This is a genomic window from Gordonia sp. PvP123, assembly GCF_040547295.1.
In the GTDB taxonomy this organism is placed as follows: Bacteria; Actinomycetota; Actinomycetes; order Mycobacteriales; family Mycobacteriaceae; genus Gordonia; species Gordonia terrae.
This window is the reverse complement of sequence record NZ_JBEPPN010000012.1, coordinates 43,433-58,280: the sequence shown is the minus strand read 5'-3', so window position 1 is coordinate 58,280 and position 14,848 is coordinate 43,433. Positions and strand designations below refer to the sequence as shown.

Below are 14,848 nucleotides of genomic sequence, written 5' to 3'. Positions count from 1 at the left end.
ACGGATGTCGTCCGGGTTAGTCGGTCCCCGACCCAGGGTAGCCACACCACCTCTCGGTAAAGTCGGTGTCCGTCCCCACGTGTCGCACCGGGGCGGGGATCCTCGCCGCACGGTGCACGAGAACAGAACATGGAGGTCTGCGATGAGCGCTCAGCCCGAAGTCCACGAGTTCCAGGCCGAGACCCGGCAGCTGCTGGATCTCATGGTGCACTCGATCTACTCCAACAAGGACAGCTTCCTGCGCGAGTTGATCTCGAACGCATCCGACGCGCTGGACAAGCTGCGGCTCGAGTCCCTGCTCGACAAGGATCTCGACGTCGACACCTCCGACCTCCACATCACGCTCGACCCGGACCCGGAGGCCCGAACGCTGGTCGTCGCCGACAACGGGATCGGCATGACCCGGGACGAGGTCGTCGGACTGATCGGCACGCTGGCCCGGTCGGGCACGGCCGAGCTGCGCCGGTCGCTCGCGGAAGCACGCGCGAACGGGGTGTCCGACGCGGCCGCCGAGGAGCTGATCGGCCAGTTCGGCATCGGCTTCTACTCGACGTTCATGGTCGCCGAGAAGGTCACCCTGGTGACCCGCAAGGCGGGGGAGAGCACCGGTACCCGATGGGAGTCGACCGGCGACGGCACGTACACGATCAACGATGTTCCCGACGCCCCGCAGGGAACCTCGGTCACGTTGGCGCTCAAGCCAGTCGACACCGAGGATCACCTCTACGACTACTCGGATCAGTCAAAACTGCGTCAGCTCGTGAAGCGGTACTCGGACTTCATCGCGTGGCCGATCCGGATGGACGTCGAGAAGACGGTCCCGGTCGAGACCCCCGCCGCCGAGACCGAGACCGACGAGTCGGACGAGCCGAAGACGCCCGAGACCAAGACGGTCGTCGAGTCGGAGACGATCAACTCGATGAAGGCGCTCTGGGCGAAGTCGCGCTCGGAGGTGACCGACGAGGAGTACCAGGAGTTCTACCGGCATGTCTCCCACGCCTGGGATGCGCCGCTGGAGACCATCACGCTGCAGGCCGAGGGCACCTTCGAGTACCAGGCGCTGCTGTTCATCCCGACGCAGCCGCCGTTCGATCTGTTCATGCGGGACAGCAAGGTCGGCATCCATCTCTACGTCAAGCGCGTGTTCATCATGGACGACTGCGCCGAACTGATGCCGGAGTACCTGCGGTTCGTCAAGGGCGTCGTCGACGCGGCCGACCTGTCGTTGAACGTGTCCCGCGAGATCCTGCAGCAGGACCGGCAGATCCGTGCGATCCGTCGGCGTCTCACCAAGAAGGTCATCTCGACGGTCACCGAGATGCGCGCCGGTCGCCCGGACGACTACCGCACCTTCTGGGATGCCTTCGGCCGGGTGTTCAAGGAAGGTCTCGTCAACGATCCGGACAACCGCGATGCGCTCCTGAAGGCGTCGTCCTTCGCTTCCACCCACTCGGAGGACGAACTCACCACACTCGCGGACTACATCGGCCGGATGAAGAGCGGTCAGGAGACGATCTACTACATGACGGGCGAGTCCCGTCAGCAGATCGTGAACTCGCCGCACATGGAGGCCTTCCGCGCCAAGGGGATCGAGGTCCTCGTCCTGTCCGATCCGGTCGACGAGATGTGGGTCTCGGCGGGTGCCGAATTCGACGGCAAGACCTTCCAGTCGATCGCCAAGGGCGCCGTCGATCTCGAGGGTGACGACGAGGACACCGACGATTCGGCCAAGGAAGAACAGAACAAGACCTACGCCGATCTGCTGGGCTGGCTCACGACCACCCTGTCCGACGACGTCAGCGAGACGCGGCTGTCGTCTCGGCTCACCGAGTCGCCCGCCTGCCTGGTCGGGGACACGTTCTCGATGTCGCCGCAGTTGGAGAAGCTGTACCGGGCGTCCGGGCAGGAGTTCCCCAAGTCGAAGCGGGCCCTCGAGCTCAACCCCGATCACCCGCTGGTCGCCGCCCTGAACAAGGCCTACGGCGACGGTGATCACGAGCAGTTGGTGCCGACTGCGAAGCTGCTGTACGGCATGGCCGTCATCGCCGAGGGCGGCGAGCTCGACGACCCGGCCGAGTTCGCGAAGATCCTCGCCGGCCGCCTCACCGACTCGTTTGCCGGGAGCGGGTCGTCGGCCGGCTCGGAGTCCTGATCCCGTCCTCCCGACAACGGACGTCACGCCGGTGAGCCGCCGGAGACGAGTGATCGTCTTCGGCGGTTCGGCGGCTGTGCTCACAGTCGTGCTGGTCGCCGCGCTCGTCGTGGGTCTGGCCCGAGAGGACGACCACGCGGCCACACCCGTGGACGCGGTGCGGACCTACCTTCACGCACTTGCCGACGCCGACGCCGACTCCGCCCTGGGGGTCATCGCCCCCCGCCCTGACACCAGGTTCCTGACCGACAATGTCCTGCGCGCACAACGTGCAGCCGCGCAGCTCACCGACATCGAGGTCCGGCCTGCGGCTGAGGGCGAACCGGAATCGGATGTCCCAGAAGCCGATGGCCAAGAAACCGACGTCCCGGCGCGCTACCGGATGGGGACGCGGGTGATCGACACCGAGATCCGGACGACGCGGGTCGCCGACGGATGGGCGGTCGTCGACGGCGCGGTCGCGGTGCGGATCGCATCACTGCACGTCGTGCAACCGACGCTCTTCGGTGCCGAGGTCGAGGAGGGCGACACGGTCCACCTGTTCCCCGGGCCGCAGCGATGGGGTTCGCGCGACACCGATTTCACCGCGCGGGCATCGGACGACGATCATCCGACCGCGCCCCGGGGACCCATGGCGGTGCGGGTCGTCGGCGAACTGAGTGCCACCGGAGCCGGGGCCGTCAGCGATGCGGTGTCGGCCCACCTGGCCGTCTGTGCGGCGTCGACCGATGCCGAGGCGGGGCGGCAGGTCGAGGGCTGCACCCAACGGCTGTACCGCTCCGCGGTCGATGGCAGTGTCCGGTGGACGGCCCCGCGAAATCTGTCCGGGCTGCGCTATCTGCTTCGTGATCCGGACCCGGGTGCACCCGCGAGCCAGGGCACTGCGGGCGGCCCGGACCCGGGCGTCGTCGACGTCGTCGGGCCCGTACGCTGGCGCGTTTCCTACACCCCGGACTACGACGCCGACGGTCCGCGGGTCGAGACGACCGACGAGCAGTATCTCGTGGGCCATGTCGACCTGACCGAGAGCCGGCCCGAGTTCGTCACCGACGGCTGACCGGCAACGGGTCAGCGAGGCCGCAGACGGAACACCGGGATACGGCGGTCGGTGCGCTGCTCGTACAGATCGAAGTTGGGCCACACCGAGCGCAACGTCTGCCAGGCCGCGTCCCGCTCGGCATCGAACAGCTCCGTGGCCACGGCCACGGACACCTCACCGTGCACGATGATCTCGATCTCGTCGGCAGCACGGACATTGAACACCCACGCCGGCATCGTCGGCCCGCCGAAATAGGAGCCGGCGATCAACCAGTCCGAGCCGTCCGGGACGGCGAGCAGTTGCGTGGTCCGAATCGCGCCGCTCTTCCGTCCCGGCACGCGGATCGTGATGTTCGGCAGGTCGCCGATGTCGAGCAGGCTGAGCCGGTGGCCCGACACGGATTGGATGACGCTGTCGCACTTCACGATCTGCGGGAGAAAGCGGGGCATCCAGGTGATCGAACCGATCTTCACCGCGAGTCCGCGCCGCACCTTCATCCGCCCAGTGTGCCATGACGTTCCGGCCCCGGCATCGACTCCCCGGACCTCGTGACGGCGTGTCGACGTGCCCGCAGACGGCTCGGCCGGTGCCGCCGGACCGACGTGATGCCCTCCGGGCCGGCGGACATCCGGGTAGCGTTGCGCACCGTGACGACCGGTGACAGCGCGACGCGGATCCTGATCGACGGTGGCCAGACCGGGACCCGTGTCCGGGTCGAGTCGGCCGTCGACGCCGCGGACCACGACGCGTCGCCGATCCATACGGACCGACCGGTCGTGGAACAGATAGCCGCGACCGTGCGGGACATCATCGAGGCGGGGACCGAAGCGCCGGGACACGACGATCCGTCGGGCCGGTGGAGGGTCGCGGCCGGCGTATCCGGACTCACCCCCGGCGCCTCACGCCCAGTCGACCTTCTCGAGGCGCTCGCCGGGGCGGGTGTCGTTTCCGTTGCGCTGGCGCACGATTCGGTGACCGCGTACCTGGCTGCGAATCGGCACGAGTTCGGCGCGGTCACCGCGGTCGGGACCGGCGTGGTCACGCTCGGCGTCGGCCGGGGCGGTGTCTGCCGCGTGGACGGTTGGGGTCACCTGTTCGGTGACGCGGGCAGCGCGTATTGGATCGGACGCGCGGGCATCGCGGCGGCCCTGCGCGCATTCGACGGCCGGGGACCCGACACGGCACTCCGCGCGGCCACCGAGGAGGCATTCGGTCCGCTGCCCGAGTTGTACATGTCGGTGCAGGCCGATCCCGATCGGGTCGCCCGCGTCGCCGGTTTCGCACGGACCGTCGACGCCGCGTCGGAGGACGGGGATGCGGTGGCGCAGCGGATCATCGACGACGCCGCCGACGAGTTGGCCACGTCGGCGGTCACCGCAATGGACCGCAGCGGACGCGAAGCGGGTGATCCCGCACGCGTGAGCTGGGTGGGCGGCGTGCTGTCGGCCAGTGACCGACTTCGAAACCGGTTCGTCGACAACGTGTCTCGTCGTGCCCCCGGGGTGTCCGTGGCGCCGCCGCACGGCCGGCCCTTCGACGGCGTCCGACTCCTGGCCGACCTCGACGCCACGCACCCGCTGTCCGGGGAGGTGTACCGCGCGGGGTGACCTGTCGGCTCAGCGACCCTTGAACTCGGGCTTGCGTTTCTCGAAGACGGCGGCGATTGCCTCGGAGAGGTCTTCGCTGGGCAGGAACGCGGAGTTCCACGCGGCGACGTAGCGGAGGCTGTCGTGGACGGCGGCACTGCGCGAATGGTCGAGGACGGATTTGATGCCGTGGACGACCAGCGGCGGATTGTCGGCGATCTCGCGGGCGGTCGACCGGGCGAGTTCGAGGACGGCGTCCTGATCGTCGGCGACGTCGTTGACGAGACCGATCTTCTCGGCGCGGGCGGCGTCGATGTCCTTACCGGTCAGCGCCAGCTCACGCAGGTGGCCGTCGCCAATGATGAACGGAAGGCGAGCGAGCGTCCCCACATCGGCGACCATGCCGACCTTGACCTCGCGCACACTGAACTTGGCGTCAGCGCTCGCGTAGCGCACGTCCGCCGCGCAGATCAAGTCGACGCCGCCACCGATGCACCAGCCGGACACGGCCGCGACGACCGGTTTGCGGCAGTCGGCAACCGCGGTGATCCCGGCCTGCAGCTTCCGGAGCGAGTCGAGGAACTCGGTGCGCGGCGCTGCCTTCGCGTCACCGGCGAGGACGCCCGACAGCGTTCCGCCCATCGCGACGAGGTCGAGGCCGTAGGAGAAATTCTTGCCCGACCCGGTCAGCACCACCGCGCGCACTCCGGGGTCGGTGTCGAGGTGTCCGAACAGCTCGGGCAGTTCCTGCCAGAAGTCCGGCCCCATGGCATTGCCCTTGCCCGGGCCGATCAGGGTGATCTCGGCGATGTGATCGGAGACGGTGACATCGAATGCGGTCCAGGCGCGGTCGTTCCAGGCGTGGTCTGTCATGCGAGGGAGCCTACTCGGCGGTCAGAACCGCTCGTGGCCGGATCCGACCCGCAGCGCCCCGGTTCGGGCCAGGTCGTCACCGGGCACCGACGGTCACACCGCGCCAACCCTGTTAGATGTGGACATGAGCGGATACATCCAGGAAGACATCGACCCGGAGGAGCTCGCGCACCGGACCGAACTCGCGTCCGCGATCGCGGGCAGCGTCCGAGAACTGATCGATGCGACGGTGCGCACCGAGGTCGGCGAAGCCGATATCGCGGAGGCGAGGCGCCTCATCGCCGCCGCCACCGACATCCTTCGGAAAGATCAGCTGCCGGGGCCGTTCGGCATCCGGTTCAACGCGGACGGGACCAAGCGGTCCTGGGGCAACGCCGTCCTCGGCCGGCGTAACCCGATCGCACCGCCGGTCGAGATCCGTCACGAGACCGACCACAGCTGGCTCGAGGTCGACCTCGGTCCCCAGTACGAGGGGCCGGCCGGACTCGTTCACGGCGGTGTGCTCGCGCTCGTCTTCGACCAGTTGCTGGGTTCGGCCGCGGAGTTCCAGGGTGTGCCCGGTATGACCGGGACCCTCACCGTGCGGTACCGACGCGGCACGCCGCTCGGCCCGATCCGCGGCGAGGCGAGGGTCGATCGGGTGGAGGGTGTGAAGACCTTCGTCACCGGGACGATCTCGGTCGACGGTGAGGTCACCGCCGAATCCGAGGGCATCTTCATCCTTCCCCGATGGGCCCGCGGCGAGGTGCCCGAGGCCATGCGAAAGTCGGTCGGCGAGGGCTGAACTCGTCGGTCGAGGACCAAGAGCCGCTCGGATCTGTAGCCGGTCGGATCCCCGATGCTCAGACCTGGGCGGGTGCCGATCGTGGACCGACGGGCGAGTAGCGCGCGCACAGGAAGGCGCCGTTGCGGTCGAATTCCCGGAGCTCGAAGTCGTACCGCCGCGGGAAGAGTGGCCGTCCCGATCCGAGGGTGACGGGTGCGATCGAGACCACGACGTCGTCGAGCATGCCGGACTCGGCGAACTGCGCGGCCAGGTCGCCACCGCCCACGATCCAGATGTCACGACCGCCCGCGGCGTCGGTGAGACGGTCACGAAGGTCCGCGGGGTCCCCGCCCACCACCGTGATGGTGTCCGACACCGGCGTGAGGGGCCGATGAGTGAAGACGAACGTGGGGATCTCATATGGCCAGGGTTTCCCGTCCGAGACCTCGTGGTCGAGGATCCACTGGTAGGTGGTCGCACCCATGACGGCCACCCCGACATGCCGGAAGAAGTCGTCGTAGTTCATCGGGCCGCCCTCTTCCTGCGGTTGACTCAACAGCCAGTCGAGGCTGTCGTGGTCGTCGGCGAGGAAGCCGTCGAGGGTGGTCGCCGTGTAGTAGCGGAATGCCATCAGAATCCTCCGGAGTGTCTGCGATGCCACATGATCGGGTCGGGGTCGAGGGTCGGCGCGGACACGTCGACGCCGGACTCCCGCAACATCCACCGGGCGATGAGCCGACGGTGTGCGGAGAACGTCAGGACGTGCGCGACGATCTGCGAGAGCAGGAACGATTCGGGTGGATCGCACAACGCATCGATGACCCGGTCCTGCCATGCGCCGCGGCGATCGATGTCGCGGACCAGAGCCAGCCAGCGCGGTGCGATGTCGCGATGGAGGTCGACGAGGTCGGTCAACTCGGTCGGCGCAGCCGGCGGGAGGTCGGCTCCCTCGATCGTCGACAACCAGGGGAGCTTGTCCGCGACCAGATGCGAGATCACTTGAGCGAGATTCTCTTCCGGCCCACTCCAGGACAGCAGCTGGTTCCCGGCCAGGCGCGGTGCGGTCCATGATGCGACGTCGACATTCTTCGCGGCGTCCAGGAGCGCCTCGATGTCGTCGAGATCGTGGCGAACCATGAGCATCACCACGTTGCCGGCGTCCTCGGTCGTGGGTGAGCCGCTGTCGACGTAGAGCGCAGTGGGCGAGTGGAAGTGGATGCCGTTCGGCGCAGGCAGCCAGTGGCTGTGCTCGCCCACCGCGCCCATCCGGCCGGGACTGTGCCCGAAGGCGCGGCTGAACGCGCGTGCGAAGCCGTCCACCGACGAGTACCCGGACTCGAAGGCCACATCGGTCACCGACTGCCCGCGCTGCAGTAACCACGCGGCACGTTCGAGGAGCACCCGGCGGCGCAGGGCCACCGGTGCCTCGCCTGCGCCGCGCCGCACCTGCCGGGTGAAGTGGAACGGCGACGCATAGGCGCCCGCGGCCATGTCGTCGAGCGACGTGTTGTCGTCGGACAGCACCGCATCGAGTAGTTGCCGGAGGCGGTCACGGTCGGCCGGGGTGGAGGTCACCATCTGAGTATGGAACCGCAGGACCCCCGCCCGCCCGACCGAAATTGCTCCACCGGCCTCGGCGGCGGATCAGTCTCTGGTCAGCAGCGGGATCAATCGTTCGGTCTTGGCCTCGGTCCAACCCGGTGGCTGCAGGATCTTGGCCCAGGCGGCGGGGATCGCGGACAGGTAGTTGTGGCCGTGCCCGTCGGGGACACCGACCGAGACGGCCATGTCCGCGCTGACCTGGAGGAACGTCACGAACGGAATCCAGCGCATCGCCGACAGCACGTCGCGGCCGGGATCCTCCTCGAGCCAGTCCGGTTCGCGCAGGATCAACCGCGGATTCCACCAGGAGATCGGATCGGAGGCGTGTTGCAGATACACCGCGCGACCCGACGGTGACACCCATTCGGCGGTCGGCTCGTCGAGGTCCGGGGCGTCGGCGATGAATCGGACCTGCCGGCCGTCGTCGTAGGTGGGCAACACCTCCGGGGTCCCGTCGTCTCGTGCCCCGGTCGTGTCCACCCACAGTTTGTTGTTGAAGGTCGGGCCGCTGAACAGGGCGCCGTCGGTACGCGCGCTCAACGCCGGGATGGTCCCGAACGCGGACTCGGCCGCAAAGGATCCGAGGCTCTCACCGAAGACGACGAGCTTCGGGCGCTGGGCCTCGGGCACCTCGCTCACCCGTTCCGAGACCGCTTCGAAGAGCGCCTGTCCTGCCTGCCGGGCACGTTCCTTGTCGACGAGGAACGACAGCCAGCTCGGTAGGTACGAATACTGCATGCTGACCGTCGCGGTGTCGCCGTTGTACATGTACTCGAGGGAGTCCACGGTGGCCTGGTTGATCCAGCCCGTTCCGGTGGTGGAGGCGACGGCGATGAGTTTGCGTTGCAACCCACCGGCGCGAACGAGTTCGTCCGCGGCCAGTTCGGCATTGGCTCGCAGGTCGCTGCCCGACCCGAGTCCGACGTAGGCGCGGATCGGTTCCATCGCAGGCGTTCCGTTGAACTCGCTCAGCTCGGCCACCGTCGGCGACACGGATACGAAGATGCGACCTTGACGCCCGAGCGAATCCCAGGTCACCAGCGAGCCCGGTCCGCCCGAACGCAGCGGGGTCGTCGGCGGGTTGGAGTCGGCGGTGGTCTCGTCGTTGACCGCGGCGAACGACGAGTTCAGGGCCTGCATCCCGTAGTTGGCAACCACGCCATTGAGCACCAGGACCGTGACGATGATGGCGATCGTGGCCGCTGCGAATGCCGAGATGCGCGGAGGCGCAACACGGTTGAGCTTCCGGACGAGCCACACGACACCGTCGCCCCACGCCTGTCCGATGGTCATCAGCAGGGCGAAGACCACGACGGCGATGAGTAGGATCTGCGGGTAGGCGGTCCACGACAGGAGATCGACGCCCATCATGGTCCGGACCTGGTCCTGCCATCGCTGGAATGCGACGAGCATGACCACCGTCCCGGCGATCGCCGCCAGGCCGAGCGCCACCCAGAGGCGGCGCATCGGTGCGGCCACGGATCGTCCCGGGAGATCATGTAGCGGATCAGCCACGAGACGCCGACGCCGAGGCCGTACCCGACGGCCGCCGAGGCCCCGCTCACGATGCCTTGGAACAGCGGACCGCGGGGCAGGAGCGACGGTGTCACCGCCAACCAGAAGAAGAGGAGCGCGACCGTCAGCCCGACACACGAATACCGGTGGAGTCGGCGTCGCCACCAGGACGGCTTCGACTCGTCGGCCGGACCGGTGACGCCGACGCGCTCCGGGACCGGCGACTCATCCGGTTCCGGAGCGGCGGGTGGCTGCGCGGTGGGTGTTGTCGACGACACGGGTTCCTCTTTTCTCGAGAACCCGAAAACCGTAGCACCGGTCGCGGTGTGGCAGCGGCGCTTACGGCGACCGTGACCGTCGTGCCACCGGTCGGCGTCCGTTACTTGACCTCGGACCTCAGGATTCGCAGGACACCGACACCGAGGGGCAATCCGATCCAGATCACGGCGGAGACCAGCATCCTCGCCCATTCGCCCCCGGTTGCCCAGTCGGCTTCCTGGAAGGGCACGTTGGTCAGTCCGGTGTCGACCCACTGCCCGAGGTTGTCGTTGAACCAGGGAACCAGCTGACTCACCACGGTCAGCGCGGTGGGCAACGCGAAGTAGGCGACGATGGCGCCCGGGGTGTTCAGGACAAGAGCGGCGAATCCGAACCCGAGCAGCAAGCCGAAGGTCTGCGACACAAACGAATTGACGAACCCGGCGACGGTGAGGTCCCAGGCGCCCGCGGGATCGGCGAACGCCAGACCCGCGATTCCGTTGCCGATGACGCCGAGGATGAGCGCGACCGCGACCGCCGCGACCGCGGTGAGGAGCGCCGCCACCAGTTTGGCCCCGATGACGCGCTGGCGTCGCGGCTCGAGTGTGAACGTCGTCAGGGCGGTGCGCTGACTCCACTCGCCGGTCACGAGCAGGATCGCCAGGATCGGCAGGATGATGCCGGTCGGGATGTTCATCATCCCGAAGAACTGTCCGAGGTTGAGGTTCTCGGGGCTGTTGCGGTTCGCGATGAGCATCGCGACCACCACGACGGCCGCGATGACCCCGATGGAGGCGGTCAGCCAGAACCCGGCACGGGTGTCCACGAGCTTGCGGAGTTCGACCCGGACGAGCCGGGAGAACGGGATCCCGGGACGGTTGACGTCGATCGCGTCGGCCGCCGGTACGGGCGTACCGAAGTCGGCGAGGGTCATCGGTTTGCTCCTTCGAGAGTGGTGTGTTCGCGCTGGGTCTCGGCGGTCAACTGCAGGAACATGGCCTCGAGTTCGGCGCCGTCGGCCGGACGCAGTTCGGTGAGGACGACCCCGACAGCGGCCGCCGCGCGGCCGACGTCGACCGGATCGGCATCGACGTCGAGTCCACCGGAGGTGTTGCGTTGCACGGTGATACCGGCGGCCACGAGCGCCTCACCGAGAGTGGCGTCGTCGAGCGACCGGACGCGTGTGCCGGCGCCGGCGAGCAACTCGTCCTTGGTGCCCTGCGCCACGATCCGGCCCTGGCCGATCACGACGATGTCGTCGGCGACGATCTCGATCTCGTGGAGGAGATGCGACGACAGCAGCACCGTCCCGCCGCGGTCGGCATAGCCGCGCAGCAGGGTTCGCATCCAGTGGATACCGGCCGGGTCGAGTCCGTTGGCCGGTTCGTCGAGGATGAGGATCTTCGGATCGCCGAGCAGTGCCGCGGCGATGCCGAGCCGCTGACGCATACCGAGGGAGTAGTTGCGCACTCGTCGTCCGGCTTCCTCCGGGGTGAGGCTGACCAGTTCGAGCATCTCGTCGACGCGGTCGCGGCCGATGCCCATCGTCATCGCCGACAAGCGCAGCACCTCTGCGCCGGTTCGGCCGGCGTGCTGTGCCGAGGCGTCCAGGAGGATGCCGACCTGCGTCGCCGGATTCGGGATCGTCCGATAGTCGACGCCGTACAGCTGGGCCACTCCGGAGGTCGGTGGCGTCAGTCCGGCGATGATCCGCATCGTCGTCGACTTCCCGGCGCCGTTGGGGCCGAGGAATCCGGTCACCTGCCCGGGGCGGCAGGTGAAGGACACGTCATCGACCGCGACGTAGTCGCCGTAGCGCTTCGTCAGATTCTTCACAGTGATCATGTCGTCCATCGTGTCGTTCCCGCGTGAAGCGCACATCGGGCGTCCGGACACCGCCGTATCGGCCGAAAGTCGTAGGGGTGGGCACCCATCGGTCGGACGCAGACCACGTCGGAGTACGACTACGGTGACGGTGTGCGTCCCGAGCAGTATCAACCCCCGATGACGTGGACCGGCCGACTGTGGCGGCTCGCGGTCATGCTCGTCGTGTCCGGGGTCGCCTTCGGGACCCGTGCCGCCTACTTGTGGGACAACGCACGCTGGTGGTTTGTGATCGATCTCGCGTTCGGGGTGTTGTCCTACATCGTGATCTGGTGGCGGCGTACGTATCCCGTACCGGTGACCACGTTCACCAACATCGTCGGCATGGTGTCGTCGACGACGCTCGGACCGGGCCTTCTCGCGATGGTGTCCCTGTCCTCTCGACGGCGGTGGGTCGAGATCATCCCGCAGGCTGTCCTGTCCTTCGGAGCCGGGATGATCGCACTCACCTTCTTCGCGACCCCAGCCGAACAAAACGGCCCGATCATCGTCCAGTACGCGGTGACGGCGGTCGCGACAGCGGCGATGGTCGCCTGGGGCCTCTACATCGGTTCGCGCCGTGAGCTTCTCGCCAGCTGGCAGGCGCGCGCTCTCGCGTCCGAGGCGGAACAGCAGGCGAAGGTCATGCAGGCGCGTTCGCTGGAGCGGGCGCGGATCGCCCGGGAGATGCACGACATCCTCGCGCATCGCATCTCGGCCATGAGTATGTCGGCAGGTGCGTTGGCCTACCGCTCGGATCTGTCCGGCGAGCAGATCCGCGAGACGGCGCAGACCATCCAGGAGACCTCACATCTGGCGCTGACCGAGCTCCGGGAGGTGCTCGGGGTTCTGCGCGAAGGGCCCGGCGACGCCACTCCGGAAGAACCGCAAGGGGTGCCCGACCTGTCGGCGCTGATCGAGGAGGCCCGCCGGTTGGGCATGCGTCTGGAGAGCCGCTGTGACATCGACGTGAGTTCGTTGAGCCCGGGGATCTCGCGGACGTTGTACCGATGCGTGCAGGAGGCCTTGACCAACGCGCGCCGCCACTCACCGAGTGCGCCGGTGACCCTGCACATCCGCGGCGGACCGGAGCACGGGGTGGACCTGCTCGTCGAGAACCCACTTCCGCTGTCGATGGGTTCGAATGCTTCCTCACCCGGATTCGGCCTCGTCGGCCTGGCCGAGCGGGTGCAGCTGCACGGCGGCCGGCAGTCGGCGACGGTCAGTGAGGACAAACGCTTCCTGCTGCACGTCTGGCTACCGTGGCAGTCATGACCGCCCGCATCATGATCGTCGACGACGACCCGCTCGTCCGTTCCGGACTCCGGCTTCTCCTCGGGGGCGATCCAGGTCTCGACATCGTCGCCGAGGCCGGCAACGGTCAGGAGGCCCTCGACATCCACGGCGCCGCGCCCGTGGACCTCGTGCTCATGGATCTGCGGATGCCCGTCCTCGACGGGATCGCGGCGACCGGCCGATTCAAGGAGCTGACCTCACCGCCGGCGGTCATCGTCCTGACGACCTTCGACGCCGACGACTATGTGGTCCGCGCACTCGCGATGGGCGCCGACGGCTTTCTCCTCAAAGACACACCGCCCGACGACATCGTCGCCGCCATCCACGAGGTTCTCGACGGTCGGCCCGCGCTCAGTCCCTCGGTGACCGCCGCATTGATCAAGCAGGTCGTGAGCACCGGTGGCAGTCGTGCGTCGTCCGCGTCCGGGCGGGTCGACCAGCTCACGGCACGTGAACGCGACGTGGCCGTCGAACTGGCCCGCGGCGCGTCGAACGCCGAGATCGCCCAACGCCTCTACATGAGTCTCGCGACCGTCAAGGCGCACATCTCGCACATCTTCACCAAGCTCGATGCGACCAACCGAGTCCAGGTCGCGATCCTCATGCACGATGCCGGGATGGTGTGAGCGCGTGGGTCTGCCGAGAACTACCGTCGCCTGGCGCTCACGTGCCGGTTGAGCCGCTATCTGCCGGTTGAGCCCTCACCTGCCGGTTGAGCCCCTATCTGCCGGTTGAGCCCCCTATCTGCCGGTTGAGCCTGTCGAAACCCCTGGTCCCGTCACCAGCGGGAGGTCGAGTGTCGTGCGAAGTCCCGGGGGTCCGTCGACGACGGCGGGGATGGCGTTCACGATCCGGCCCGCGGCGGCGACGATGGCGGCGTGGTTGTGGTCGCCTTTCCGGCTCGTCGGGCAGATGTCGACGGTGTACGACGGTTCACCGGTGATCTCGACCCGATAGCACCCACCCGGCTGGGCGGGTTGGGCCCAGTCCGGCCGGAGGTCGCCCCGGAGCCGCGTCACATGCTCGATGACGATCACCGGTTCGCCGGCCACCTTGCCGATGATCTCGAAACGGACGGCAGCCCGGGTGCCTGCGGCGATATGGCCGGCTGCGATGTCGAAATCTTCTGGGGCGGGCTCGCTTTCGGAGACCTCCTCGATGTCGTCGACGACGACGCCGAGACCGGCGGCCAATTGCCGGATCGTCGTCCCCCACGCAAGTCCGAGCACACCCGGCAGGAACAGCATCGGCGTCTCGTCGATCGGTTTGCCGAAGCCCATGACGTCGAACATCACCGTGGCCCCGTCATACGTGGCGTAGTCCGCGATCTCCATGCAGCGCACCTGCTCGACCCGCTGGCAGGTGCCCGCGAAGACGAGCGGGATGAGGTCATTGGCGAAGCCGGGGTCGACGCCGGTCACGAACAGGCCGGCTCCGCTGGCGGCGGTGGTCTCCTCGATCTTGGCGATTGCCTTCGCGGGCATCACGTCCCAGGGGTACTGCAGGGTGTTGGGGGAGGACCCGACGACATGGACACCGGCGGCGAGGATGCGCACCACATCGTCGAATGCCTCGACGGGACGGGTGTCGCCCATGGCGCAGTAGACGACGCAGTCAGGTTTCGTGGCGATCGCCTCGTCGACGTCGCCCACCGCCAGGACTCCGGTGGGCGTATCGACTCCGGCCAGCGTCGCGGCGTCGACTCCGACCTTCTCCGGTGTGGACACGGACACCGCCGCGAGTTCGAACCGCGGGTCCTCGATCAGCTGGGTGAGACACAACCGGCCGACGTTGCCGGTTCCGACGAGAGCTACCCGGATGGTCATGGCGTGGGACTCCTTGCATTCGGTTGTCGCCGGTAGGCGCGGTGTACACCTGTCCGGACGTTTGTCTGTTCA

The 14,848-nt window shown here is 68.0% G+C and carries 13 protein-coding genes and 1 pseudogene; 6 read left to right on the top strand and 8 right to left on the bottom strand.

Going from position 1 to position 14,848, the window contains the following annotated elements:
- Positions 1–142: 142 nt before the first annotated feature.
- On the top strand, positions 143–2,152 hold the full coding sequence (gene htpG, locus ABIC25_RS21295; RefSeq protein ID WP_354563051.1) for a molecular chaperone HtpG: 2,010 nt from the start codon (positions 143–145) through the stop codon (positions 2,150–2,152).
- 31 nt (positions 2,153–2,183) lie between these two features.
- Positions 2,184–3,209 carry a hypothetical protein gene (locus ABIC25_RS21290; RefSeq protein ID WP_354563049.1) on the top strand — a complete coding sequence of 342 codons (1,026 nt, stop codon included), beginning with the start codon at positions 2,184–2,186 and terminating at the stop codon, positions 3,207–3,209.
- A gap of 11 nt (positions 3,210–3,220) precedes the next feature.
- Here the strand turns inward: ABIC25_RS21290 and ABIC25_RS21285 are convergent, their stop codons facing one another.
- Complete coding sequence (locus ABIC25_RS21285) at positions 3,221–3,688, bottom strand: nitroreductase family deazaflavin-dependent oxidoreductase (RefSeq protein ID WP_101821475.1); 468 nt, start codon at positions 3,686–3,688, stop codon at positions 3,221–3,223.
- Between the two features lie 108 nt (positions 3,689–3,796).
- On the opposite strand from ABIC25_RS21285, the gene ABIC25_RS21280 reads away from it, so the two are divergent.
- On the top strand, positions 3,797–4,798 hold the full coding sequence (locus tag ABIC25_RS21280) for an N-acetylglucosamine kinase (RefSeq protein ID WP_435529116.1): 1,002 nt from the start codon (positions 3,797–3,799) through the stop codon (positions 4,796–4,798).
- A gap of 9 nt (positions 4,799–4,807) precedes the next feature.
- On the opposite strand, the gene ABIC25_RS21275 is transcribed toward ABIC25_RS21280, so the two are convergent.
- Positions 4,808–5,650, bottom strand: coding sequence for a crotonase/enoyl-CoA hydratase family protein (locus ABIC25_RS21275; protein ID WP_354563045.1), 843 nt, complete (start codon positions 5,648–5,650; stop codon positions 4,808–4,810).
- 124 nt (positions 5,651–5,774) lie between these two features.
- Here ABIC25_RS21275 and ABIC25_RS21270 point away from each other — a divergent pair, with 124 nt between their 5' ends.
- On the top strand, positions 5,775–6,434 hold the full coding sequence (locus tag ABIC25_RS21270) for a PaaI family thioesterase (protein ID WP_101822692.1): 660 nt from the start codon (positions 5,775–5,777) through the stop codon (positions 6,432–6,434).
- 58 nt (positions 6,435–6,492) lie between these two features.
- Here ABIC25_RS21270 and ABIC25_RS21265 read toward each other — a convergent pair whose 3' ends face one another.
- From ABIC25_RS21265 to ABIC25_RS21245, 5 genes and pseudogenes are all read right to left on the bottom strand, one after another.
- Positions 6,493–7,047, bottom strand: a complete 555-nt coding sequence (locus tag ABIC25_RS21265) for a dihydrofolate reductase family protein (RefSeq protein WP_354563043.1) — start codon at positions 7,045–7,047, stop codon at positions 6,493–6,495.
- The gene (locus tag ABIC25_RS21260) at positions 7,047–7,994 is read right to left on the bottom strand and encodes a helix-turn-helix transcriptional regulator (RefSeq protein WP_239399087.1); all 948 of its coding nucleotides are present in this window, start codon (positions 7,992–7,994) and stop codon (positions 7,047–7,049) included. Before ABIC25_RS21260 ends, ABIC25_RS21265 begins: the two co-directional genes overlap by 1 nt.
- A 66-nt stretch (positions 7,995–8,060) precedes the next feature.
- Positions 8,061–9,811 (bottom strand): annotated as a pseudogene (locus tag ABIC25_RS21255) (alpha/beta hydrolase).
- 101 nt (positions 9,812–9,912) lie between these two features.
- Complete coding sequence (locus ABIC25_RS21250; RefSeq protein ID WP_354563041.1) at positions 9,913–10,725, bottom strand: ABC transporter permease; 813 nt, start codon at positions 10,723–10,725, stop codon at positions 9,913–9,915.
- Positions 10,722–11,645: an ABC transporter ATP-binding protein gene (locus tag ABIC25_RS21245; RefSeq protein ID WP_354563040.1), complete on the bottom strand. Its 924-nt coding sequence runs from the start codon at positions 11,643–11,645 to the stop codon at positions 10,722–10,724. The genes ABIC25_RS21250 and ABIC25_RS21245 overlap by 4 nt, the downstream gene beginning before the upstream one ends.
- A 150-nt stretch (positions 11,646–11,795) precedes the next feature.
- Between ABIC25_RS21245 and ABIC25_RS21240 the strand changes: the two genes are divergently transcribed.
- Entirely contained in the window at positions 11,796–12,929 is a 1,134-nt protein-coding gene (locus ABIC25_RS21240) for a sensor histidine kinase (RefSeq protein ID WP_354563038.1), read from the top strand.
- Entirely contained in the window at positions 12,926–13,576 is a 651-nt protein-coding gene (locus tag ABIC25_RS21235) for a response regulator (RefSeq protein WP_101822661.1), read from the top strand. The genes ABIC25_RS21240 and ABIC25_RS21235 overlap by 4 nt, the downstream gene beginning before the upstream one ends.
- A 114-nt stretch (positions 13,577–13,690) precedes the next feature.
- Here the strand turns inward: ABIC25_RS21235 and ABIC25_RS21230 are convergent, their stop codons facing one another.
- The gene (locus tag ABIC25_RS21230; RefSeq protein WP_101822662.1) at positions 13,691–14,776 is read right to left on the bottom strand and encodes an NAD(P)H-dependent amine dehydrogenase family protein; all 1,086 of its coding nucleotides are present in this window, start codon (positions 14,774–14,776) and stop codon (positions 13,691–13,693) included.
- Between the last annotated feature and the right edge of the window lie 72 nt (positions 14,777–14,848).

Excerpts from the sequence above, each read along its gene's own strand:
- htpG (WP_354563051.1), top strand. The coding sequence starts at position 143 with ATGAGCGCTCAGCCCGAAGTCCACGAGTTCCAGGCCGAGACCCGGCAG.
- ABIC25_RS21285 (WP_101821475.1), bottom strand. The coding sequence starts at position 3,688 with ATGAAGGTGCGGCGCGGACTCGCGGTGAAGATCGGTTCGATCACCTGG.
- ABIC25_RS21280 (WP_435529116.1), top strand. The coding sequence starts at position 3,797 with ATGCCCTCCGGGCCGGCGGACATCCGGGTAGCGTTGCGCACCGTGACG.
- ABIC25_RS21275 (WP_354563045.1), bottom strand. The coding sequence starts at position 5,650 with ATGACAGACCACGCCTGGAACGACCGCGCCTGGACCGCATTCGATGTC.
- ABIC25_RS21270 (WP_101822692.1), top strand. The coding sequence starts at position 5,775 with ATGAGCGGATACATCCAGGAAGACATCGACCCGGAGGAGCTCGCGCAC.
- ABIC25_RS21265 (WP_354563043.1), bottom strand. The coding sequence starts at position 7,047 with ATGGCATTCCGCTACTACACGGCGACCACCCTCGACGGCTTCCTCGCC.
- ABIC25_RS21260 (WP_239399087.1), bottom strand. The coding sequence starts at position 7,994 with ATGGTGACCTCCACCCCGGCCGACCGTGACCGCCTCCGGCAACTACTC.
- ABIC25_RS21250 (WP_354563041.1), bottom strand. The coding sequence starts at position 10,725 with ATGACCCTCGCCGACTTCGGTACGCCCGTACCGGCGGCCGACGCGATC.
- ABIC25_RS21245 (WP_354563040.1), bottom strand. The coding sequence starts at position 11,645 with ATGGACGACATGATCACTGTGAAGAATCTGACGAAGCGCTACGGCGAC.
- ABIC25_RS21240 (WP_354563038.1), top strand. The coding sequence starts at position 11,796 with ATGACGTGGACCGGCCGACTGTGGCGGCTCGCGGTCATGCTCGTCGTG.
- ABIC25_RS21235 (WP_101822661.1), top strand. The coding sequence starts at position 12,926 with ATGACCGCCCGCATCATGATCGTCGACGACGACCCGCTCGTCCGTTCC.
- ABIC25_RS21230 (WP_101822662.1), bottom strand. The coding sequence starts at position 14,776 with ATGACCATCCGGGTAGCTCTCGTCGGAACCGGCAACGTCGGCCGGTTG.